The 20,695-nt window shown below is 58.4% G+C and carries 21 protein-coding genes, 1 tRNA gene and 2 pseudogenes; 8 read left to right on the forward strand and 16 right to left on the reverse strand.

Annotated elements, in window-relative coordinates; all coding sequences use genetic code 11:
* Positions 1–78: 78 nt before the first annotated feature.
* Both ctaD and nrdF read right to left on the reverse strand, forming a co-directional pair.
* A complete protein-coding gene (gene ctaD / locus HMPREF1267_RS10135; protein ID WP_005277744.1) occupies positions 79–1,773 on the reverse strand; it encodes a cytochrome c oxidase subunit I in 1,695 nt (564 codons plus the stop codon).
* 322 nt (positions 1,774–2,095) lie between these two features.
* Complete coding sequence (nrdF, locus tag HMPREF1267_RS10140) at positions 2,096–3,085, reverse strand: class 1b ribonucleoside-diphosphate reductase subunit beta (RefSeq protein ID WP_023016968.1); 990 nt, start codon at positions 3,083–3,085, stop codon at positions 2,096–2,098.
* Positions 3,086–3,215: 130 nt separating this feature from the next.
* On the opposite strand from nrdF, the gene HMPREF1267_RS10145 reads away from it, so the two are divergent.
* On the forward strand, positions 3,216–3,902 hold the full coding sequence (locus tag HMPREF1267_RS10145; protein WP_023016967.1) for a FadR/GntR family transcriptional regulator: 687 nt from the start codon (positions 3,216–3,218) through the stop codon (positions 3,900–3,902).
* Here the strand turns inward: HMPREF1267_RS10145 and nrdE are convergent.
* The 5 genes from nrdE to HMPREF1267_RS10170 all read right to left on the reverse strand — a co-directional run bounded on the left by nrdE (position 3,899) and on the right by HMPREF1267_RS10170 (position 8,780).
* On the reverse strand, positions 3,899–6,061 hold the full coding sequence (gene nrdE, locus HMPREF1267_RS10150) for a class 1b ribonucleoside-diphosphate reductase subunit alpha (protein ID WP_023029184.1): 2,163 nt from the start codon (positions 6,059–6,061) through the stop codon (positions 3,899–3,901). The genes HMPREF1267_RS10145 and nrdE overlap by 4 nt on opposite strands.
* Before the next feature lie 54 nt (positions 6,062–6,115).
* On the reverse strand, positions 6,116–6,547 hold the full coding sequence (gene nrdI, locus HMPREF1267_RS10155) for a class Ib ribonucleoside-diphosphate reductase assembly flavoprotein NrdI (protein ID WP_005277734.1): 432 nt from the start codon (positions 6,545–6,547) through the stop codon (positions 6,116–6,118).
* 24 nt (positions 6,548–6,571) lie between these two features.
* Entirely contained in the window at positions 6,572–6,811 is a 240-nt protein-coding gene (nrdH, locus tag HMPREF1267_RS10160) for a glutaredoxin-like protein NrdH (protein WP_023029185.1), read from the reverse strand.
* Between the two features lie 369 nt (positions 6,812–7,180).
* Entirely contained in the window at positions 7,181–7,303 is a 123-nt protein-coding gene (ykgO, locus tag HMPREF1267_RS10165) for a type B 50S ribosomal protein L36 (protein WP_003847162.1), read from the reverse strand.
* Between the two features lie 127 nt (positions 7,304–7,430).
* Entirely contained in the window at positions 7,431–8,780 is a 1,350-nt protein-coding gene (locus HMPREF1267_RS10170; protein WP_023029186.1) for a sugar porter family MFS transporter, read from the reverse strand.
* A gap of 27 nt (positions 8,781–8,807) precedes the next feature.
* On the opposite strand from HMPREF1267_RS10170, the gene nadE reads away from it, so the two are divergent.
* Positions 8,808–9,629 carry an ammonia-dependent NAD(+) synthetase gene (gene nadE, locus HMPREF1267_RS10175; RefSeq protein ID WP_023029187.1) on the forward strand — a complete coding sequence of 274 codons (822 nt, stop codon included), beginning with the start codon at positions 8,808–8,810 and terminating at the stop codon, positions 9,627–9,629.
* Here nadE and HMPREF1267_RS10180 read toward each other — a convergent pair.
* Positions 9,626–10,363: a fructosamine kinase family protein gene (locus HMPREF1267_RS10180; RefSeq protein ID WP_005284563.1), complete on the reverse strand. Its 738-nt coding sequence runs from the start codon at positions 10,361–10,363 to the stop codon at positions 9,626–9,628. The genes nadE and HMPREF1267_RS10180 overlap by 4 nt on opposite strands.
* A 114-nt stretch (positions 10,364–10,477) precedes the next feature.
* On the opposite strand from HMPREF1267_RS10180, the gene HMPREF1267_RS10185 reads away from it, so the two are divergent.
* The gene (locus HMPREF1267_RS10185) at positions 10,478–11,275 is read left to right on the forward strand and encodes a GDSL-type esterase/lipase family protein (protein WP_023016962.1); all 798 of its coding nucleotides are present in this window, start codon (positions 10,478–10,480) and stop codon (positions 11,273–11,275) included.
* A gap of 48 nt (positions 11,276–11,323) precedes the next feature.
* Here the strand turns inward: HMPREF1267_RS10185 and HMPREF1267_RS10190 are convergent.
* The 3 genes from HMPREF1267_RS10190 to HMPREF1267_RS10200 all read right to left on the reverse strand — a co-directional run bounded on the left by HMPREF1267_RS10190 (position 11,324) and on the right by HMPREF1267_RS10200 (position 12,698).
* Positions 11,324–11,396: transfer RNA gene (locus HMPREF1267_RS10190), tRNA-Ala, on the reverse strand.
* A 76-nt stretch (positions 11,397–11,472) separates the two neighbouring features.
* Entirely contained in the window at positions 11,473–12,198 is a 726-nt protein-coding gene (locus HMPREF1267_RS10195; protein ID WP_023029188.1) for a thioredoxin domain-containing protein, read from the reverse strand.
* A 53-nt stretch (positions 12,199–12,251) separates the two neighbouring features.
* On the reverse strand, positions 12,252–12,698 hold the full coding sequence (locus tag HMPREF1267_RS10200) for a MauE/DoxX family redox-associated membrane protein (RefSeq protein ID WP_156906126.1): 447 nt from the start codon (positions 12,696–12,698) through the stop codon (positions 12,252–12,254).
* A gap of 85 nt (positions 12,699–12,783) precedes the next feature.
* Here HMPREF1267_RS10200 and HMPREF1267_RS10205 point away from each other — a divergent pair, with 85 nt between their 5' ends.
* From HMPREF1267_RS10205 to HMPREF1267_RS13500, 3 genes are read left to right on the forward strand one after another with little or no spacing between them, the layout of a single operon-like run.
* Positions 12,784–13,086 (forward strand): fluoride efflux transporter family protein, encoded by a 303-nt coding sequence (locus tag HMPREF1267_RS10205; protein WP_023029190.1) that lies wholly within the window; start codon positions 12,784–12,786, stop codon positions 13,084–13,086.
* Complete coding sequence (locus HMPREF1267_RS10210) at positions 13,083–13,442, forward strand: CrcB family protein (RefSeq protein ID WP_023029191.1); 360 nt, start codon at positions 13,083–13,085, stop codon at positions 13,440–13,442. Before HMPREF1267_RS10205 ends, HMPREF1267_RS10210 begins: the two co-directional genes overlap by 4 nt.
* A gap of 53 nt (positions 13,443–13,495) precedes the next feature.
* Positions 13,496–13,618, forward strand: a complete 123-nt coding sequence (locus tag HMPREF1267_RS13500; protein WP_005284578.1) for a hypothetical protein — start codon at positions 13,496–13,498, stop codon at positions 13,616–13,618.
* A gap of 3 nt (positions 13,619–13,621) precedes the next feature.
* Here HMPREF1267_RS13500 and HMPREF1267_RS10215 read toward each other — a convergent pair whose 3' ends face one another.
* Entirely contained in the window at positions 13,622–16,162 is a 2,541-nt protein-coding gene (locus tag HMPREF1267_RS10215; protein WP_034667224.1) for an ABC transporter permease, read from the reverse strand.
* Positions 16,163–16,891: an ABC transporter ATP-binding protein gene (locus HMPREF1267_RS10220; protein ID WP_023023749.1), complete on the reverse strand. Its 729-nt coding sequence runs from the start codon at positions 16,889–16,891 to the stop codon at positions 16,163–16,165.
* Between the two features lie 106 nt (positions 16,892–16,997).
* Here HMPREF1267_RS10220 and HMPREF1267_RS12825 point away from each other — a divergent pair.
* A pseudogene (locus tag HMPREF1267_RS12825) lies at positions 16,998–17,557 on the forward strand (zinc-binding dehydrogenase).
* Between the two features lie 255 nt (positions 17,558–17,812).
* Here the strand turns inward: HMPREF1267_RS12825 and HMPREF1267_RS10230 are convergent.
* The gene (locus HMPREF1267_RS10230) at positions 17,813–18,709 is read right to left on the reverse strand and encodes a LysR family transcriptional regulator (protein WP_034654218.1); all 897 of its coding nucleotides are present in this window, start codon (positions 18,707–18,709) and stop codon (positions 17,813–17,815) included.
* Positions 18,710–18,779: 70 nt separating this feature from the next.
* On the opposite strand from HMPREF1267_RS10230, the gene HMPREF1267_RS10235 reads away from it, so the two are divergent.
* The gene (locus tag HMPREF1267_RS10235) at positions 18,780–19,814 is read left to right on the forward strand and encodes a YeiH family protein (RefSeq protein ID WP_005277667.1); all 1,035 of its coding nucleotides are present in this window, start codon (positions 18,780–18,782) and stop codon (positions 19,812–19,814) included.
* A 369-nt stretch (positions 19,815–20,183) separates the two neighbouring features.
* On the opposite strand, the gene HMPREF1267_RS10240 is transcribed toward HMPREF1267_RS10235, so the two are convergent.
* Together HMPREF1267_RS10240 and HMPREF1267_RS12830 are read right to left on the reverse strand one after the other, a co-directional pair.
* Positions 20,184–20,423 (reverse strand): helix-turn-helix domain-containing protein, encoded by a 240-nt coding sequence (locus HMPREF1267_RS10240; protein ID WP_005277664.1) that lies wholly within the window; start codon positions 20,421–20,423, stop codon positions 20,184–20,186.
* Between the two features lie 64 nt (positions 20,424–20,487).
* Positions 20,488–20,695, reverse strand: a pseudogene (locus HMPREF1267_RS12830) (integrase core domain-containing protein); the annotation flags it as partial.

Below are 20,695 nucleotides of genomic sequence, written 5' to 3' on the forward strand. Positions count from 1 at the left end.
CCCACAAACGCCAAAGCCGCCCTCCCTACCTCTGAGAGGCTGGGGAAGGCGGCTGTAGTCAGGAGTTAAAGTGCGGGCTTAGTGCTTGCCCACGTGAGCTTCCTCGCGCATGCGCTCAACCATGTGCGGGTAGTGCAGCTCGAATGCCGGACGCTCAGAGCGGATACGTGGCAGGGAGGTGAAGTTGTGGCCCGGAGGCGGGCAGGAGGTTGCCCACTCCAGGGAGTTACCGTAGCCCCATGGGTCATCCACGGTAACGACCTCACCGTAGCGCCAGGACTTGAAGACGTTCCAGACCAGCGGGATAACGGAAGCGCCGAGGACGAAGGAGAAGATGGTGGAAATCTGGTTGAAGACCGTGAAGCCATCAGACTCGAGGTAGTCGGCGTAGCGACGCGGCATACCCATGTTGCCGACCCAGTGCTGAATCAGGAAGGTGCCGTGGAAGCCGATGAAGGTCAACCAGAAGTGAATCTTGCCCAGGCGCTCGTCCAGCATGCGGCCGGTCATCTTCGGGAACCAGAAGTACAGGCCACCGAATGCGGAGAACACAACCGTACCGAACAGGGTGTAGTGGAAGTGCGCAATCAGGAAGTAGGACTCAGCCAAGTGGAAGTCCAGCGCCGGAGCGGCGAGCATGACACCGGTCATACCGCCGAAGAGGAAGGTAGCCATGAAGCCCATGGCCCAAATCATCGGGGTATCCCAGGTGATGTGGCCCTTCCACATGGTGCCGACCCAGTTGAAGAACTTCACACCGGTAGGCACTGCAATCAGGAACGTCATGAACGAGAAGAACGGCAGCAGGATGGCGCCGGTGACGAACAGGTGGTGTGCCCAGACGGCCATGGACAGCGAGCCGATGGCCAGGATGGCGAAGACCAAGCCGATGTAACCGAAGACCGGCTTGCGGGAGAAGACCGGGACGATCTCGGAGACAACGCCGAAGAACGGCAGCGCGAGGACGTAGACCTCAGGGTGGCCGAAGAACCAGAACAGGTGCTGCCACAGGATGGCACCGCCGTTAGCGGAATCGTAGATGTGGCCGCCCAGCTTGCGGTCATACAGCACGCCCAAGGCGGCTGCGGTCAGCAGCGGGAAGATCATCAGCACGATGGCGGAAGCGGTGAAGATACCCCAGCAGAAGACCGGCATGCGGAACATGGTCATGCCCGGTGCGCGCAGGGTCAGGATGGTGGTGATCATGTTGATGGCGGAGGCAATGGTACCGACACCGGTAGCACCCACACCGACGATCCACATATCGGCGCCGATACCGGGGGTATGTACGCCATCGGCAAGCGGCATGTACATGGTCCAGCCGAAGTCAGCCGCACCACCAGGGGTGATAAAGCCCAGCAGCATGACGACACCGCCGAGCAGGGTAACCCAGAAACCAAAGGCGTTCAGACGCGGGAAGGCCACGTCCGGCGCGCCGATCTGGAGAGGCAGGATGTAGTTACCAAAGCCCCAGACAACTGGCGTAGCAAACAGCAGCAGCATCACAGTGCCGTGCATGGTGAACAGCTGGTTGAACTGCTCATTGGACAGGAACTGCAGACCCGGGGTGAAAAGCTCCGCACGGATCAGCAATGCCATAAAGCCACCGAGGAAGAAGAAGCTGAAGGCCATGATCAAGTACATGATGCCCAGCTGCTTGTGGTCGGTGGTGGTTAAAAATACCCAAGCCTTTGAACCGGTCTTTTCCCTACCGGTTGGCTCTGGACGTGTGGGAGCGACGTAATCGTCGACCCGTGGCGCCACAGCGGTCATAGAATCCTCCTGAATAACAAAGTGTCAGCGGACTGGGTCCACCTACACCTAGGTTTACCTCGATTATATTAGGACATTTTCCCCTGTTCTTGCCAGCTTCCCTTAAAGGTCTGCCAGCTTGGGGGTATTCCCTCAATAACCACAACCGTCACATAGCCCCTGCACGTGGGGCGGGCATCATTTAAGGCCTACGTTCTCTCACCCAGGTTGTGGTGTCGCATGTCACAGCGTGCGCCAGATACGCAGGTCAAAAACCGAAAAACGCACCCCCGCTCGTTATCAACCTTTCGGTTGAGGTTAAAGCGAGGGTGCGCGGGAAAGGTTAGAAGTCCCAGTCGTCATCCGTGGTGTCCTCGGCCTTGCCGATGACATAGGACGAACCCGAACCGGAGAAGAAGTCATGGTTCTCATCGGCATTGGGCGAAAGAGAAGACAAGATGGCCGGCGAGACGCGGGTCTCATCGGCCGGGAAGAGGCCCTCAAAGCCCAAGTTATTCAGGGCCTTATTGGCGTTGTAGCGCAGGAAGCGCTTGACGTCTTCGGTCCAGCCCAGCTCGTCGTAGAGATCCTCGGTGTAGTCGATCTCGTTGTCATAGAGCTCGAAGGCCAGGTCGAAGGTGTAGTCCTTCAATTCTTCCTGGCGCTTTTCATCCAGCTTCTTGTATTCCTGCTGGAATTTATAGCCAATGTAGTAGCCGTGCACGGCCTCATCGCGGATGATCAGCCGGATGATATCGGCGGTATTGGTCAGCTTCGCGCGGGAAGAGAAGTACATCGGCAGATAGAAGCCGGAGTAGAACAAGAAGGACTCCAGCAGCGTGGAGGCCACCTTCTTCTTCAACGGATCATCGCCGTTGTAGTAGGACAAGATGATCTTCGCCTTCTTCTGCAGGTTCTCGTTCTCCTCGGACCAGCGGAAGGCGTCATTGATCATCGGCGTGGAGGCCAAGGTCATAAAGATATTGGAATAGGACTTGGCGTGCACCGACTCCATGAAGGCAATATTGGTATATACCGCTTCCTCGTGCAGGGTCTGCGAATCCGGCAGCAGGGAGATCGCGCCCACCGTGCCCTGGATGGTATCCAGCAGCGTCAGGCCGGTGAAGACCCGCATGGTGGTTTCTTTTTCTTTTTCCGTCAGCGTCTTCCAGCTGGGGAGGTCATTAGAGACTGGGACCTTTTCCGGGAGCCAGAAATTACCGGTCAACCGCTCCCATACCTCGAGGTCTTTGTCATCGGGGATGGTATTCCAGTTGATAGCTTTTACCGGGCTGTCATGACTAGCAACGTAGTCATCGTATTCGTGCGACACGCGATGTCACTCCAATGCTTCACTGTGTAGAATTTCGAGTCCCAGCATACCCAATGCCGCCCCGCCTCAGCCCGCCGCACCGCGCCTATATTAAAAGCGCAGTGCACAGCCAGGAAAGGACGCCCTCACCATGGCAGAAACCACTCCCCTTTTAGGCCCTGTAGTAGACCAACTGGGCACGGATATAGTCAGCGGGGACATGGCGGAAGGCACGCGGTTTCGCCTTGGGGACATCGAAAAGCGTTTTGGCATCTCCCGCACCGTGGCGCGCGAGGCCATGCGCACCCTCGAGCATCTAGGGATGGTTTCCTCTGGGCGCCGGGTGGGCCTCAAGGTGCTGCCGCGCGGTAGCTGGGCGGTCTATGATCCCGCCGTTATTTCGTGGCGGCTGGGCCACGATAGAACGCGCGTGGAACAGGTCGCGCGCCTCAACGAGCTGCGCCTTGGCATCGAACCGGTGGCGGCGCAGCTTGCCGCGCGCAATGCCAGCCCACAGCAGCGCCGCGAATTGCTGCGGCTAGCAGGAAGGCTCAGCGAGCTCGAGACCACCCCTTCCCCACGGGTGGGCGAAGAACTCGAAACCGACCTGCAATTCCATACCCTCATCCTGGAGGCCTCCGGCAATGAGATGATCGCCGCGCTGGCGCCTGCGTTGTTGGCCATCTTGAAGGGCAAGTCCGTCTTTGGTTCCCGCAAGCGGGATCCGATTCGCGGCACGACGCAGCTACATATGGATTTAGCGCGGGAGATTGACGCGGGCGAAGCCGAAGCCGCCGAGCGTACCTCCCGCGCTATCCTGGACCGCGCCCGCGCTTAGAGCATGCAGGAAACGCAGCCCTCGATCTCGGTGCCTTCCAGTGCCATCTGGCGCACGCGGATGTAGTACAAGGTCTTAATACCCTTGCGCCAAGCGTAAATCTGCGCCTTATTCACATCGCGGGTGGTGGCGGTGTCCTTGAAGAACAGCGTCAGCGATAGCCCCTGGTCCACGTACTTCGTGGCCTCAGCGTAGGTATCAACGATCTTCTCGTAGCCAATCTCGTAGGAGTCCTTGAAGTACTCCAAGTTGTCGTTATCCATATGCGCTGCCGGGTAGTACACGCGGCCGATCTTGCCCTCCTTGCGGATTTCAATCTTGGAGGCGATCGGGTGGATGGACGAGGTGGAATTGTTGATATAGGAAATCGAGCCCGTCGGCGGCACCGCCTGCAGGTTGCGGTTGTAGAGGCCGTACTTGGCGACGTCCTCCTTCAGCTCCGCCCAGTCCTCTGCGGTGGGGGTGTAGATCGAGGAGGCATCGAAAAGAGCCTTGACCTTCTCCGTGCGCGGCTGGAACTCCGCCGGATCGTAGGAGTCAAAGAACTCGCCGCTGGCGTAGTCGGATTCGGGGAACTCGGTGAAGGTCGTGCCGCGCTCGCGGGCGATCTTATTGGAGGCGCGCAGGGCGGCGTACATGATGGCCGCGAAGTAGGCGTTGGTGAAGTCCAAGCCCTCCTCGGATCCGTACTCGATGTGCTCGCGACCCAAATAACCGTGCAGGTTCATCTGACCCAGGCCGATGGCGTGCGAGTCATCGTTGCCCTTGCGCACGGATGGAACGGAATCGATGGAGGTCTTATCCGCCACGGAGGTCAACCCGCGAATCGCGGTCTCCACCGTTTGGGAGAAGTCCGGCGAATCCATAGTCATGGCGATATTCAGCGAACCTAGGTTGCAGGAAATATCGTTGCCCACCTGGTCATAAGAAAGATCCGGGTTGAGCTCGGAGGGGGAATTGACCTGCAGGATCTCCGAGCACAGGTTGGACATATTAATCCGGGAGGTTTTGACCGGGTTGGCGCGGTTTACCGTATCTTCATACATGATGTACGGGTAGCCGGACTCGAATTGCAGCTCCGCCACGGTTTGGAAGAAGTGGCGCGCGTTGATCTTCTTCTTCCGGATGCGCGGGTCCTCGACCATTTCTTCGTAGTGCTCGGTAACGGAGATATCGCCGAAGGCCTTGCCATAGACGCGCTCGACGTCGTACGGCGAGAACAGGTACATATCGTCGTTGTTCTTGGCTAGCTCGAAGGTGATATCCGGGATCACCACGCCCAAGGACAGGGTCTTAATGCGGATCTTTTCATCCGCGTTCTCGCGCTTGGTGTCGAGGAAGTTCATGATGTCCGGGTGGTGGGCGTTGAGGTAGACCGCGCCCGCGCCCTGGCGCGCACCGAGCTGGTTGGCGTAGGAGAATGCATCCTCCAGCATCTTCATCACTGGGATGACGCCGGAAGACTGGTTCTCGATGTGCTTGATCGGCGCGCCGGATTCGCGGATATTGGACAGCAGCAGGGCCACGCCGCCGCCGCGCTTGGACAGCTGCAGCGCGGAGTTGATGGAACGGCCGATGGATTCCATATTGTCTTCGATGCGGAGCAGGAAGCAGGAAACCAATTCGCCGCGCTGCTGCTTGCCGGCATTTAGGAAGGTCGGCGTGGCGGGCTGGAAGCGGCCAGTCATGATTTCATCGACGAGATGCTCTGCTAGTTCGGCATCGCCATCGCCAAGGAAAAGCGCGGTCATGGAAACCCGGTCCTCAAAGCGCTCCAAGTACCGGCGGCCGTCGAAGGTCTTCAGCGTATAGCTGGTGTAGTACTTATAGGCGCCAAGGAAGGACTTAAAGCGGAACTTATAAGAGTAGGCGCGCTTGAATAGGGACTTGATGAACTCGAAGTCATAAGCCTCAATGACCGCTGGGTCATAGTACTTATTGCGCACCAGGTAATCGATCTTTTCTTCCAAGTCGTGGAAGTAGACCGTGTTCTGATTAACGTGCTGCAAGAAGAACTGATTGGCGGCCTCGCGGTCCTTATCAAATTGAATCTTGCCGTCTCCGTCGTAGAGATTCAGCATGGCGTTGAGCGCGTGGTAATCCAGTTGCTCTTCCTGCGATACTGGCTCTGCTACGGTCTTTCCCAATTGCGTACTCACAGCTGACGCGGCCTTTCTTAAAATCAGGATTCTATTAGGTGTGTCGCACCGCGGCTAGGCTGCCTCATCCAGTCCCAACTGGGAAGCATTAGCCAGCAGGCCTTCGCGACAAATTTTTATATCTTCATCGTTTCCGAGCAACTCGAAACGATATACATAGGGCACCTTACATTTGGCGCTGATGACGTCACCAGCCTTGCCAAAATCGGCGCCGAAGTTGCTATTTCCTCCGGCGATAACCGCCCGAATAAAACTGCGGTTGTGCTCATTATTAAGGAATCTAATTACCTGCACCGGTACGGGCCGGGAGTTTTGGTGGCTAATGGAGGCTCCCCCGCCGTAGGTGGGGCACACCAAGACGAAAGGCTCGTTGACCACTAGCGGCTCATCGGTGCGGCGCAAAGGGATTCGCGCGCTAGGAAAACCTAGCTTCTGCACGAACCGGTGCGTATTTTCCGTAGTAGAGGAAAAATACACGACCAACATGACGGCACCTCCCTCCTCGGCTACTTACGCAGAGGCGGCTAGCGCGGCAAGGTTCTTGATGCGGTCAGGGCGGAAGCCGGACCAGTGCTCGCCGTTGGCTTCCACGACGGGTGCCTGGACGTAGCCCAGAGCCATAATGTAGTCACGGGCTTCATCGTCCACGGTGACATCTACCACGTTGAAATCCAGACCCGCGCGATCAAGGGCCTTCTTGGTGGCGTTGCACTGAACGCAAGCGGGCTTGGTGTAGACGGTGATAGACATAATAACTCCCTAAAATCCTTTTGCGAGATAGCTTTTGCTCGTAGAAAGCGGAGGTTCTGACCCCTTTTCGGGCCACTTCCTGCACCGCTCTGAGCGACACCAACGACACTATACTTTGGGGGAATTGACCGCAACTGACACAACATATAGTAGTTACACCCATGATATTCCCAGGAGGGCCAGGGGCGAGACCCCACATGTTGACCACCCCGGCACCCAACCGTGAAACTACACGCCTGACATTCCTGCGGGTTTACCTTCTGTTCACCTAAACATGTGGCAAAGTTCACATTCCGGCGTCGAGGCGTAGAAACGAAAAATCCGCCCCGCTCCGAACGCTCGGAGGAGGCGGACTTTCTTAAGTTTCAATTAGCCCTGACGAGCCTTGAAACGGGGATCCTTCTTGTTGATCACGAAGACCTTACCGTGGCGGCGAATAACCTGGGCGCCCGGCTTCTTCTTCAGCGACCGAAGGGACTTACGGACCTTCATCGGGCGCTCCTTTCGTTATGCGCAATCTACATGCGGTTGAGTAAATAAAGCACGGACTGGGAATCCCCAGCCATGACACGAGGAATAATTTTACCCCACGCGGCCATTAAGACCAAAACACTAGGGCTTAACGGGGTGCGGATTCCCGCGAGTAGCGGGTTTTCATCTCCTCGCCTACCTCATCCAGGCTACGTCCCATGGTCTCTGGTACCAAAATGCGGGTGTAGCCGATGGCGATGAGCCCCAGCACGCCGAAGACGCCAAAGGCCACCGGGCCGGTGAGCCACTCCACCAGCGGCAGGAAGTACTGGGCCACGGCCCAGTTGGTGGCCCACAGCGAGAGCCCAGCGATGCCCATGCCGAGGCCACGCACCTGCAGGGGCACGAGCTCAGAGATAAGCAACCAGGTCGTCGGCGAGACCGCTGCTTGCTGGAAGGCAATGAACGAGGCCATAAAGACCAGCGAGACCATCGCCATCGTGGTGGAATCGGCGGCGTGCGAGTACGCCACGGACAAGATGAAGAGCGAAATCACGTTGCCGGTCAGGCCGATAAGCAGCAGGCGCTTGCGGCCGATGCGGTCGACCACCTTGAGGCCCACCCAGCAGGCGATGACGGAGACCACACCAATGACAATCGAGGTATAGACCGAGTTGGTGGTAGAAATCCCCACCTGGCTCATCATGGTGGGCGCGAAGTAGACGATGGCATTAACGCCGGTAATCTGCTGGGTCAGGCCCATCAGCATGGCGAGCAATACCGTCACCTGCATCCAGCGATTGGCCTTCAGTGCCTTCCACTCGGAGCCGCTGGAACGGCGCGCCGTTTCTTGGGAGGTAAGCTCTGCCAGATCCATCCCGGCGCGGCCTGCAACCTCACGGGCCCGCGACATCTTGTCGTGCGTGGCCAGCCAGACTGGGGTCTCTGGCAAGAAGAGCATGCCCACGGCGAGGGCCGCGCCCGGTACGGCCGCAAGCCCCAGCATCCATTCCCAGCTTTCCGTGGGCGCGAGGGCAGAATTTACAAGGTAGGCCAAGAGCTGGCCTACCACGATCAGCAGGGTATTCAGGGAGACCATGCGCCCGCGAATCTTGGCCGGCACCATCTCTGAGATATACATGGGCGAGACAATGGATACCGCACCAACGGCAAAGCCCAGGAAGGTACGGGCCGTGGCCAGCATGGTCACCGATCCAGCCAGCGCGCACCAGATGGAGCCCAAAACGAAAATGATGCCGCCGGCAATCAGCGTAAAGCGGCGGCCAAACCGGTCCGCGATGCGGCCTGCGGTCAACGCGCCCACCGCGGCACCCACCAGCAGCATGGAGGTCACCCAGCCCTCTTGGTGGGCGGTCATATTAAATTCCGGGGTGATATACAGCAAAGCACCGGACATCACGCCGGTGTCGTATCCAAATAATAAACCGCCAAGGGCGGCAATTCCTGCAACTACCTTGACATAACTTTCTTTATTCACAGCACGCAATTGTGTCAGGAGACTACGATGAACGTCATGTCACCCGATGCCGAAAACTTGCAACAATCCATCATAAAACAGCTGGATGTACGCCCCTTTATCGATCCAGAAGAGGAAATTGCCCGTCGCGTGGATTTCCTCGTGGAATACTTGAAAATGACCCATGCCAAAGGCTACGTGCTAGGCATTTCCGGCGGCCAGGATTCCACCTTGGCGGGAAAACTCACCCAGCTAGCAGTAGAGCGGGTAGAAGGCGCCGAATTTTGGGCCGTGCGCCTGCCCCACGGCACGCAGGCGGATGAGGATGATGCCCAAATCGCCCTCGATTTCATCCAGCCCGATCACCGGCTCACCGTTGATATTCAACCGGCCACCGCGGCGCTAAGCCACGAGGTCGCCCGTGCGGTAGGCCAAGATTCCTTGAACGATTTCAACCGCGGCAATGCCAAGGCGCGCCTGCGCATGACCGCGCAATATGCCATCGCCGGCGAGGTGGGCGCGCTCGTTGTGGGCACGGACCACGCCGCCGAAAACGTCACCGCGTTCTACACCAAGTGGGGCGATGGCGCGGCAGACCTACTCCCTCTGGCCGGGCTGAATAAGCGCCAAGGCGCGGCTTTGCTCAAGCACCTGGGCGCGCCAGAGTCCACCTGGTCCAAGGTCCCTACCGCGGATTTGGAAGACGATAAGCCGCAGCTTCCCGATGAAGAGGCGCTCGGCGTTACCTACGCCCACATCGATGACTACTTAGAGGGCAAGGCGGTTCCCGATGCCGCCCGCGAGCGCATCGAGGCCCTGTGGCACCGCGGCATCCACAAGCGCCAGATGCCGCAAGGGCCAACCGCCTAGGCCAGCGCCTCCAGCGTGGCAAGAGCCGCGCGCTCCAGCGGCCGGTTATACGCCGAGCCGTGGGTCAGCGCGTGCACGGCCAGCGGGTGCAGTTGGTGCATGGGAATCCAGGTTTCAATATCTTTCGGCGCCCCATAGCCGCGGAAGATTTCTTCTATATAGGGCGCGCCGAATAGCGCCAGCATGCCCAAATCAGTGTGCGGGTGCCCGCCGTGGGCTGCGGGATCGATCATGATGCCACCCTGGGCATCGAAAAGCAGGTTGCCCGCCCACAGGTCACCGTGGATGCGCGCGGGCGCCACGTCCCAGCTACGGGCGGCAATGGCATCGCAGGCCCGCTTGACCAGGTCCCGCTGCGCGGTACTGATTCCGGCCGGCTCCGCAAAGGGCAGCACGCGCTGCTGGGTATAAAATTCACCCCAGTCATCGGTGGGCGTGCACTCCTGTTCAATGGTGCCGATGAAGTTTTTGCCTTCCCATCCCTCCGGCGCGCTGCCAAAAGCCTGCGCCCCAGCGCGGTGCACGCGCGCGAGCTCCGCACCAAATTTTCGCGCGGCCTCTGGGGTAGGCGCTACCTCGTCAATGCGCTTGGTTACGATTTCCTTCCCGTCCGCGCGCACGACGGTGACTACCGCATCCGTGGCTTCCGCCAGCCACCGCAATCCGGCGGCTTCGGCGCCTGCTTGATCTTCATCGCGTACTCGCTTCGAGAAAGTCTGCATGACCGCCAGCATAACGATCTTCGCTGCTCCATTTTTGCTTGTCCCCGAAAACCTTTAGGATCATCGTGGCCTTAATCATCCCCTATCAGTGTGGCTTCCGTCCCTGCGGAAGCCTTGAGGTACACCATGAAAAACTTCAGTAAACTTGCCGCGATTGCCGCTTGCACTGCCGCACTCGTGGGAGGCAGCACCGTCGCTACCGCGGCTGTTCCCGGCAATACGGTCTTGACTGGCGATAGCGTCGTCGCCAACCCTAATTTCCTTGATTACGCGCAAAACCGCGCCGGTATAAAAGCAAACACCAAGGTCGGTTGCATTACCGATAACTCCATCGCCAACGAAATGACGCGGGTATCCGGTGCGCATGTGGATCAGTACCAGTGCGCCGGCGCATCCTTTGGCACCGGCGGCCAGCACATCGATGACACCCTGCGCACGGCCGCCCGCAACGGCGATCTCAATCCCGAGACTAGGAATGTTGTCATCCATGCCGGCGCCAATGACACCTACCCGCACAAGGACAATATCGCGGCTTCCGAGCACTTCCTGCGCACCGGCATGCGCAGCGCCATCGATGTCGCCCACCACTTTGCGCCGAATGCGAAGGTAACCATCGTGGGCTACCCGCGGGTATCCAATAACAACTCCGCGTGCCTGACCTCTGCCACCATCCCGATTCCGGCTAGCAGGGTTGCTTCTACCGAAGAGCGCCTGCAAAACACCCTGCGCGAGGTAGCTGAGCAGAACGGCGCTTCCTTCTTGGATGCCCACCCGATATCCACGGGCCACGATAACTGCTCTCCTGACCGCTGGTGGGTCAACCTAGTAGACCCGCTGCCACCGGCGCCAGGTAACCTGCCGCTGCACCTCAACGCCAACGGCACCCACGCGCTGGGCGAGCTCATCGGCCACTCGCTGAAGTAAGAAAAAGAGTCTCGAGAAGCTATCTAGCCTCTCGAGACTCTTAATTTGTGGAGCTAACGGGATTCGAACCCGTGACCCCCACACTGCCAGTGTGGTGCGCTACCAGCTGCGCCATAGCCCCATATACGAGGTGCAACCCTGTGGGCCGCAACTCGTATGAATATACATGGCAAGTATTTAACTCACCAAATCGCCTGCTACTTGGTGGCGATGTCTACCCAGTCATTCAAGGACTCGCCGGATTCACGGTCCGGAATATCCTTGCCATCCTGGACAATGCGCGGCGAGGAAACCGAGCCGGTTGCCTTATTCAGCTTATCGTAGTTGGCCTTGGCCACCTTATTGCCCTGCTTGATATCCACGTTCTTGATGGAATCAACCACGTCATCCTCGGCGCCGAGTTCCTTGGCTTGGTCAGCGATGTCCTCGATATCCCACTTAGTGGCGATGCTCTGCTGGTTCTTCATCATGTAGTCGCGCAAATTCCAGTAGGTCTTTACGTCGCCAGACTTAGCCAGCTCTGACATGGCTGCGACGGCCTTGGTGGAGTAACCGTCCTCGTTTTCGACATCCTCGCCGTCTAGGAAGTTCAGCGTGCGCACGTGGACAATCAGCTTGCCGTCCTCAATCGCCTGCTTCATGTCCTCATCGGTGTTTTCCGCCAGATCCGCGCAGTGGGGGCAGGAGAAGTCTTCGTACAGGTCTACCTCTGGAGTATCGTCATCGGCCGCATCGGACTTCAGGGTAATCGCGTTGTCCTTATAGTCCATGGACATGTTGACGTCTTGCACCTCGATTTCATTGGCCTGCTTACCATTCCACACGATGTAGCCAATGACCACAGCGATAATGACGAGGAGGACGCCGACGCCCCAGATGAAACCATTGCCAGACTTGGCATTCGGGTCACTTACTTTGCTCATTTAAACCTTGCCTGTTGATACTTTCGGACTCTTGCAACCTACTGTGCCCACCGCTACGGGTGGAGCGCAAATTTCGTGAACGGACGTTTGATGGTCCATGCGGTAAGGGCGAGGAAGGCGGCATCGCGAAGCAGCGTCAGCCCATAGTTCATGCCGGGCTCCGCAGTAGCGTCACCGGCGCCAAAGCACCCGCAATCGATATCCAGCCCACGCAGCCATGCCTGGAGGATGCCAACCATGAAAAGCACCATGATCACGGCCGCAACCTTGGAGGATTCACGGAGGAAAATCCCCAGCAGAAGCAGCATTCCGCCCACTAGCTCCAGCGGGCCAATGAGCTGGGCCAAATACCCAGACCATTCCGGCGTGAAAATCTCATAGGCCTTGATGGATTGCATGGTATCCAGCGGGTGCGCCATCTTTTCTACGCCAGCGATGATCCACACCGCGGCCATGCCAAAGCGGGCGATAAAGCTCACCAGATCAAACGTCTTATTCACGCCGATTAGTTTAGCGTTTAACCTCCCCTTTTCAGATACATTGCCCTGTGCTTTTCCTGAGACTTCGCCCACTATGATGTAGCCCATGCCGCACTCCCTCATCATCGGTTCCGGTGCCGCGCTCGGTGCCGGCGCCCGCTATCTCTTAACCATCGCTCTCGGCGACGGAATGCTCCCGCTCCTCATCCTTAATATCGTCGGCAGCGCGCTGATGGGATATACCCGCCCAGGGCCCTTCTGGGGCACCGGATTCTTGGGCGGTTTTACCAGTTTCGCCGGTTTTGCTTTCTTCACCGCGGACTCCCACTGGAGCATCGCCCTGGCCTATGTCGCGGCCACGCTCGTGGGCTGCACCGCCGCCTACCTCGCTGGGGATAAGCTGCGATGAACCTGCTCTTCGTCCTTATCGGCGGCTTTTTCGGCGGCGCGGCGCGCTACGGCTTTACCCGCCTGCTGCCCTCGCCGTATTGCACCTTCGCATCCAATATCCTGGGTTCCTTGGTCTTCGGCCTGGCGGTGGGCTTTGCGCAGCTTGCCGATGCCCCCTTCGCCCATCCCCTCTTCGCCCTCGGCCTCGCCGGCGGCCTATCCACCTGGTCCACCATGGCGAAAGAGCTAGGGGAAATGGTCAAGCAGCGGCACTGGTGGCCGCTGTGTAAGTACCTATTTTGGACCATCGGGATCGGCGTGGTCCTAGCCTGGCGCGGGGTGATGTGGGCCGAACTTATCTATCACGGAATCTAAGTACACAATTCCCAACTCGCCCCTAGCTACAGTGACCCCTACGATTTCTCTGCGTGCACTTCTTCCTGTACTTGGATCCGGCGGCAAAGAAGTTCCAGCCCGAAGCGCACCCATGGTTCCTGTGCTACGACGACGAGCTGAAACTTCTTAATATCAGTCAAGGCCTAGATGCCTAAGCCTTAATCCGCAATCGCCTCCAGCGGCGGCGTCTTTGCCGCGCGTTGCGATGGCCATACCGCTGCGATGACGCCCACAACCGCGGATCCCAGCAGCATGATCACCAGCACGCCCCACGGAACCTCGGCACCGCCAAGGCCTTGGTCATTCAGGATCTCGATGAAGGACCAGCCCAAGCCGAGGCCGATGAGGATGCCCATGATTGCGCCAAAGAGCGAAATCTGCACCGACTCCAGCGTGATCATCCGGCGGATTTGGCGGCGCTGCGTACCCACCGCACGCAACATGCCAATCTCCTGGCGGCGCTCGATAACACCCAAGGTCAAGGTGTTGACAATGCCCAGCACGGCAATGATCACGGCGAGTGCGAGAAGACCATAGAGGATAGCCAGCATCCGGTCGATGGCGCCAGCGGCCTGACCCGCGTATTCCTTACCAGTATTGACCTGCACCACCACGAGGTCCTTGACGGCATCCTCGAGGTTCTGGCGTAGCTCTTCCTTGTCGTAGCCTTCTTTACCTAATACGCCCACCATCTGCACGGAGAATTCTCCGTCAGCGGCAACTTCTTCTGCCACGTCCTGCGAAACCACCATATTTTGAATGGTCTCGATGGGCTCAAAGGTACCGACCAGTTTGGCTTCCGCAGTCTTGCCCGGCTTGCTGCCGGTAACCTCGTAGGTCTCTCCTACCTTCCAGCCATTTTCTTTGGCAAAGTCTTCCGTGGCGGCAAAGCCACCTTCAATATTGGCATCGCCTTCCACCATGTTCATCGCCATCATCGATGTGGGGTCAGCATCCACCGTCACGGTAAACAAACCACCGGCAAAGTCCAAGGAGGCCTGACCATCCACTGCGACCGGTGCCGACCCGACGGTAATGACCTTATCCACACCTTCTGCCTCTGCGGCACGCTTGCCGGTTTCCTTCGGCGTCGGGAAGTTTCCTGAGCTAGGACCGGACAAAATATAGTCCGACGTAATAGTTTGGTCCAAACTATCCGAGATGGAAGCCTTCATCGTCTGCCCCAGCATGCCAATGCTCGTTACCAGCGCCACACCCAAGGTCAGGGCAAAGGCCGTGGCGGCAGTGCGGCGCGGGTTACGCCGCGAGTTGGTAGCGGCCAGCTTGCCGATGGACCCGAAAGGCGCCCCAATAGCCTTGCCCAGCGTTGGTACTAGCGGCAAAGAGAGCGCCGGTCCTGCCAAGAAGAAGCCGATAATCACCCCGACGGCGCCGAGGCCGACGAGGATGGCGCGGACGTTCGTTTCGGCATCGCTAAGCACGCCCGCAAACGCCGCAATAATGCCGCCGATCATGAGGATCGCACCGAAAATCGTCCGGACCTTCAGCGAAGAACCGGAGGCCGACTCCGTCGTGCGCATCGCTTCAACCGGCTCCACGGCACCCGCGCGCCGCGCCGGAGCCCATGCGGAGACCACAGTGACAATCGTGCCCAAAATGATCGGAACTACCACGGCGGAAACGCTCAGGCCCAGGCCACCGCCAATGTCCATACCGTTGGCGCCCATAACCGCCTTGATCACGGCGACCAATCCCACGCCGGCAACGACACCGACGATGGATCCCAGAACGCCCACGATGACGGATTCCACCACAACGGAATTGGTGATCTGGCGGCGCGACGCGCCCAAAGCACGCAAGAGCGCGAACTCCTTGATGCGCTGGGCCACGATCATGGAGAACGTATTGGCAATAATAAAGGTGCCCACCAACAAGGCGATCAGACCAAAGGCAACGAGGAAGTAGTTCACGAACTTCAATGCCTCGGTCATTGCCTCACTGGTCTGCTCTGCAAGGCGCTCACCTGACTCGGCTTTGATGTCGAATTTGTCATTGAGGTCATCGACAAGCGCATTCGCATCCACACCATCGGCGGCAGAGACCTTCAGCTGGGAGGGATCACCAAAGCGTTCTAGGTAATCCGACTCGTCCATGCGCAGTTCGATGCTATCGCCCTGCTCCACCGGCGGCTCCACGATGCCCGTGACCTTAACCTCATCCTGGCTATCCGGATGGACTACCAGAAGCTTCTGGCCAACGGAGATATCGTATTTCTCCGCTGCAGAAGAATTGATCGTCACCTCATCTTTGGCCTTTGGCTCATCGCCTTCAGTGAGTTCGCTCGCGCCACCGACCGTTTTATCCGCGGGATAGTATGGCACGAGGCTCGCAGTACCGCTTTGGGTTTGGAAAGCCTCCGAGTTTTCATCGGCTACAACCACAGTCTGCGAGTCAGCTACGTTGATGTTTTTAACGTCGTCATCATCAAGCAGCTGCTTGCGCAGCCCTTCATCCAGCTTCTGGTCACTGTCATCGTTCTCACTGACCACCGCGTCTACCCCGCGGAACTGGTTATCCACCGCAGAATCAAAAGTGGCCTTCAATGAGTTAGTGAACATGAAAGAGCCTGCAATAAAGGCGGTGCCCAAGACCACCGCCAAAATTGTCAGGCCAAGGCGCAATTTATGCGCCAAAATATTGCGCACGGATACCCTGCGCATTGCGTTTCCGCGTGCCATTTAACCCTCAATCTCTGCCATTACATTGTGAATGGCCTCCATCGTTGGATCCTGCAGTTCATTAACGAGCTTGCCATCAGCAAGGAAAACAACACGATCGGCGTACGACGCCGCCTTAGCATCGTGCGTCACAATGACCACAGTCTGGTTATCCTGGTCCACCGCAGTGCGCAGAATATCCAATACCTCGGCCGAAGAATTGGAATCCAAGTTACCCGTAGGCTCATCGCCAAAAATAATCTCCGGCCGCGACACTAAGGCGCGAGCACAGGCGACACGCTGCTGCTGACCACCAGACAGCTCAGCCGGGCGGTGCTCCAAACGCTCCGCCAGCCCCAGGCGACGGGTGACTTCTTCAAACCATTGCTTGTCGACGTCCTTGCCCGCGATATCAGTCGGCAGCGTGATGTTTTCCGCAGCCGTCAAGGTAGGGACCAAGTTGAAGGACTGGAAAATAAATCCTAAGCGGTCACGACGCAACGCCGTAATTTCCTTGTCATTGAGGTGCGACATATCGGTATCACCGATAAACGCCGAACCAGAGCTAGCAGAGTCCAACCCTGCCATCGTGTGCATCAACGTGGACTTGCCCGAGCCCGAAGGGCCCATAATGGCCGTGAATTGGTTCTTTCCAAACTCAATGGAAACGTGATCAAGGGCGATAACCGCCGTATCATCGCTTCCGTATTGCTTAAACAAGTCAACGGCGCGCGCCGCGGCATCAGTCATAAAGCGTGTTCTCCTTGTAAATGGGAAATTACCTTTCTACATAGTAACCCGCCTGGTCGCAGTGTCCCATCATCCCATGGGCTGATTTGGGGGCCAGTTCAATTTTTTGGCGGGTGGGGCGTCCTTTTCGTTTGGAAGCCAAACCTGCAGTTCAGCGCCCGTTGACGGGTCGCTCTTCATTGCTGGTGGCTCGGGGGCGATCGGCACGGTCGCCATCCAACTTGCACGCCAACGCGGATGGCACGTTGCCGCATCCGCGTCGAAACCCAATCACGACTACATGCTTTCGCTCGGCGCGCACAAGGTAGTTGACTACGGCAACCCCCATTGGCGCGAGCAGATCCTGGAGTGGATGCCCAATGGCGTCGACGCTGTCTTGGCGGTGCAACCGGGCACCTCGGCGGAAAGTTTGCCCGTCGTGAAGGACGGTGGAACATTGGTGTCGATCTCCGGAGATGCACACATCTCCGAACGTGGCATACACATAACGGGGCCCCCTATCAAATGGACGTTCTCGATGATTTGGTGCAACTCATGGAGCAGATCGCCGCAGGGGAGATTCATTTGGAGCTTGAGCAGGTTTATCCGTTTGCAGATGCCCTGGCTACCCTGGCGAAAGTACAGACCCGGAGGGCTCGAGGCAAACTCGTGCTCAGACGAGAGTAAAGCACATGGCCGAGGAACCATGCGGATTCAAGAAGGTGCTGCCTTGCCGAATTCTCAGCCGGTCCGGGTTATTTACAACTCTCTACCCCGTATTTAATTCATGGCTTGCGGGTAAGAGGCGGACGATGTTGAGCCGGAAGGGTTGGCATGTCAGACCGCCCAAGGCACGGGCACTGCTTGGGGCTCGGGACTACAGGGGGAGCATCTTGTACGGATGCTGATGACTTCTTCGAAGACGGGACTTGCTGCCACCGGCTACGGTTTGGCAGCGGCCACAGCGACCAGTTCGGCCGCGACTCCTGTCAATCGTCGAGGTCCTGACCAGACGGCCGTCAGGGGGCGGCTGATCCCTTGACCCTCAAAGGGAACGCGCAACAGGTCCCCGCTCTCGAGCTGGCTACGAAGGGCGAGTTCGCTCAGGACAGCAGGACCCGCCCCGGAAGCAACAGCAACGCGCACCGCGGCGTTGCTGGCAAGCACCTGCATCGGCTCGACAGTGACGGCCCCAGCCAACACCTCTTGCAGCGCCTCGCGGGTACCTGAGCCAGGCTCCCTGACAACCAAGGGGGTTTCCGCCAGCTCTTGCAAACCGATCCTGCTCGTACGGTTCGCCCATTCATGGTTGGGAGCGACAACTACCAGCAACTCATCCTCTTGGACGACCCGGGCATTCAACCGCATGGGAACGTTCGGGGTCTCAACGAAACCCAGTTGAAGAATGCCCCTTTGCACTTCTTGGAGAACCTGCGCCGAATTCAGCACCTGCACCTCGATGCGGACCGGCGGCAATCGACGTTTCAACTCTGTCAGCCAGACCGGTAGCAGGGTTTCTGCGATGGTCATGCTGGCCCCCACACGAAGTTCCAACGTTTCGTTGCTGCGGCTAGACCGTGACCAATCGTTGAAGCGTTGCCCGGCATCAAGTAGTTCACGGGCTTGAACAGCCAGCAACAACCCCAGTGCCGTCGGTTCCGAACCGCGGGGGCTGCGCTCAAGCAAAGCCGTTTTCATCCCCGTCTCCAGCTCCGCGATGGCTCGGCTTGCGTTGGGCTGCGCCATCCCCACTTTCCGTGCGCCTGCCCCCACGCTGCCTTCGTCCACCACGGCAACGAAGAGTTCCAGTACTTGAAGGTTCGGCCAAGCTTCGCTCATATCAAAAGCATATACCATGATGCGAAATTGCCGTCTAGCGGGCTGACGGGGATCAGTGAAGTATGGAAGTATGTCAACGCAAATACAACAGACAGATCCCATAACAGCCCGCCGCGGCTCCTACGCACTGAAAAAATATTCCCCCGGGTTGCTTTTGTGTGCGGTCGCTGTGGCAATCGCGATGACCGTTAACGTCTTCCTTCCCGGTGTCAGCCCACTGATCGTCGCGATCGTGCTCGGCATCGCCCTGACCAACGTGGTTCGCCTACCCGAGTCCACGGCACCGGGACTGACGCTGGCTTCCAAGAAGCTGCTCCGATTGGGAATCGTCTTCCTGGGCCTGCAACTGGTGCTCTCAGACATTGTCTCCCTCGGTGCGCCCATGCTCGTGGTCATCGTGTGCATCGTGGCCGGAGGCATTTTCGGAACCATCCTGATCGGGCGGCTGATGAAGATGCGTTCCGCCCAGGTTCTGCTCATAGCATGTGGTTTCTCTATTTGCGGCGCCGCCGCTGTGGCCGGAGTCGAAGGGGTCACCGACTCAGACGAAGAGGACGTGGTCACCGCCGTGGCCTTGGTGGTCATCTTCGGCACACTCATGATTCCGGCGATTCCCTTGCTCGGCCAGCTGCTGGGCATGGAGCCTGAACTCAACGGCATGTGGGCCGGTGGCTCCATCCACGAGATCGCTCAGGTTGTCGCCGCCGGAGGAATAATCGGCGGCGGGGCGCTGGCTGTCGCCGTCATCGTCAAACTCGCCCGCGTCCTGCTGCTCGCCCCGATCGTCGCGATTTTGAGCATTCGCCAACGCCGGTCAGGAAACGTCAAACCCGATGAAAAGCGTCCTGCGATCGTCCCACTGTTCATCATTGGCTTCCTGGTCATGATCGTGCTCCGTTCCACACTGGACCTGCCCGAGGGCCTCATCCACGCAGGAAGCCTCGCGCAAACGGCTTTGTTGTCCGCCGCAATGTTTGGACTGGGATGTGGGGTGAAGATCCGCAACCTCATCCGGGTCGGAGCCCGACCCTTCATCCTGGCCGCAGCCTCAACCATTCTCGTCACAGGCATCGCACTTGCAGGCATCGAACTCGTCCACCTCTGATAGGGAACCACATCCTGCAGTCTCCGCCCAAGCTGATACCTCGTCCGCCCACCACATGACCTTTTAGGAAGGAACCTGACTTGACATTTCTCACCGGTCCAGCTCCGATTATCGTCGGCGTCGACAGCTCCGATTCTTCAAGGTGGGGGCGCCCTTTCTCTTTATTCGGTGAACGTTGCCCAGGCGGAGAAAGTGCAGGTAAAACCACACGCTAGCGAGACCTGGGGGCGTGCCTTCGCCAGCCCTTGTAAAAGCCGCCCACGAGGGGAAATGTGCGTAAGGCTACCTGTAGGCGTGCCTGGAACCGTAAATGTCCTGCCATGTGGCAAGCGCCGTGGGGCGTATATTCACCCGCCCCCATCGCCGCATCTATGCGTTCTTCAACGCCCGATACACAGTAGGGCGAGTGACTCCGAATTCCCGTGCCAAGGCTGCTTTCGACTCCCCTGCCATTGTGCGCTGCTTAATCTCCGCTACTTGCTGCGGGCTAAGAGCAGGCTTGCGGCCTTTGTACTTTCCTGCCTTTTTCGCCAGCGCAATCCCCTCTGCTTGGCGTTCGCGGATAATGGCCCGCTCAAACTCCGCAAACGAACCTAAAATGCCTAGCATTAAATCCGCGCGTGGATCTGTGGTGTCTTTCGCATGAAGCGTCCTGGGTTTAGTTCCGCTTCTTTTACGGCCCTGTGTTGATGGGCTGGGTGAGATAGTACTCGGTTTCTACTTCCTGTGGGGGTGGCGTAGTCCAAAGCTTCATGAAGCCGCTTGGTGTTCCACCAATGCACCCACCGCAAGGTGGCCAGTTCGACTTCTCCGACCGACGTCCACGGGCCTTGGGCATGAATCAGTTCAGCCTTGTAGAGACCGTTGACTGTTTCGGCTAG

The organism is Corynebacterium sp. KPL1824 (genome assembly GCF_000478095.1).
Classification (GTDB): domain Bacteria; phylum Actinomycetota; class Actinomycetes; order Mycobacteriales; family Mycobacteriaceae; genus Corynebacterium; species Corynebacterium accolens.

Excerpts from the sequence above, each read along its gene's own strand:
- ctaD (WP_005277744.1), bottom strand. The coding sequence starts at position 1,773 with ATGACCGCTGTGGCGCCACGGGTCGACGATTACGTCGCTCCCACACGT.
- HMPREF1267_RS10145 (WP_023016967.1), top strand. The coding sequence starts at position 3,216 with ATGGCAGAAACCACTCCCCTTTTAGGCCCTGTAGTAGACCAACTGGGC.
- nrdI (WP_005277734.1), bottom strand. The coding sequence starts at position 6,547 with ATGTTGGTCGTGTATTTTTCCTCTACTACGGAAAATACGCACCGGTTC.
- nrdH (WP_023029185.1), bottom strand. The coding sequence starts at position 6,811 with ATGTCTATCACCGTCTACACCAAGCCCGCTTGCGTTCAGTGCAACGCC.
- ykgO (WP_003847162.1), bottom strand. The coding sequence starts at position 7,303 with ATGAAGGTCCGTAAGTCCCTTCGGTCGCTGAAGAAGAAGCCGGGCGCC.
- nadE (WP_023029187.1), top strand. The coding sequence starts at position 8,808 with ATGAACGTCATGTCACCCGATGCCGAAAACTTGCAACAATCCATCATA.
- HMPREF1267_RS10180 (WP_005284563.1), bottom strand. The coding sequence starts at position 10,363 with ATGCTGGCGGTCATGCAGACTTTCTCGAAGCGAGTACGCGATGAAGAT.
- HMPREF1267_RS10185 (WP_023016962.1), top strand. The coding sequence starts at position 10,478 with ATGAAAAACTTCAGTAAACTTGCCGCGATTGCCGCTTGCACTGCCGCA.
- HMPREF1267_RS10195 (WP_023029188.1), bottom strand. The coding sequence starts at position 12,198 with ATGAGCAAAGTAAGTGACCCGAATGCCAAGTCTGGCAATGGTTTCATC.
- HMPREF1267_RS10205 (WP_023029190.1), top strand. The coding sequence starts at position 12,784 with ATGCCGCACTCCCTCATCATCGGTTCCGGTGCCGCGCTCGGTGCCGGC.
- HMPREF1267_RS10210 (WP_023029191.1), top strand. The coding sequence starts at position 13,083 with ATGAACCTGCTCTTCGTCCTTATCGGCGGCTTTTTCGGCGGCGCGGCG.
- HMPREF1267_RS10215 (WP_034667224.1), bottom strand. The coding sequence starts at position 16,162 with ATGGCACGCGGAAACGCAATGCGCAGGGTATCCGTGCGCAATATTTTG.
- HMPREF1267_RS10220 (WP_023023749.1), bottom strand. The coding sequence starts at position 16,891 with ATGACTGATGCCGCGGCGCGCGCCGTTGACTTGTTTAAGCAATACGGA.
- HMPREF1267_RS10230 (WP_034654218.1), bottom strand. The coding sequence starts at position 18,709 with ATGAGCGAAGCTTGGCCGAACCTTCAAGTACTGGAACTCTTCGTTGCC.
- HMPREF1267_RS10235 (WP_005277667.1), top strand. The coding sequence starts at position 18,780 with ATGTCAACGCAAATACAACAGACAGATCCCATAACAGCCCGCCGCGGC.
- HMPREF1267_RS10240 (WP_005277664.1), bottom strand. The coding sequence starts at position 20,423 with ATGCTAGGCATTTTAGGTTCGTTTGCGGAGTTTGAGCGGGCCATTATC.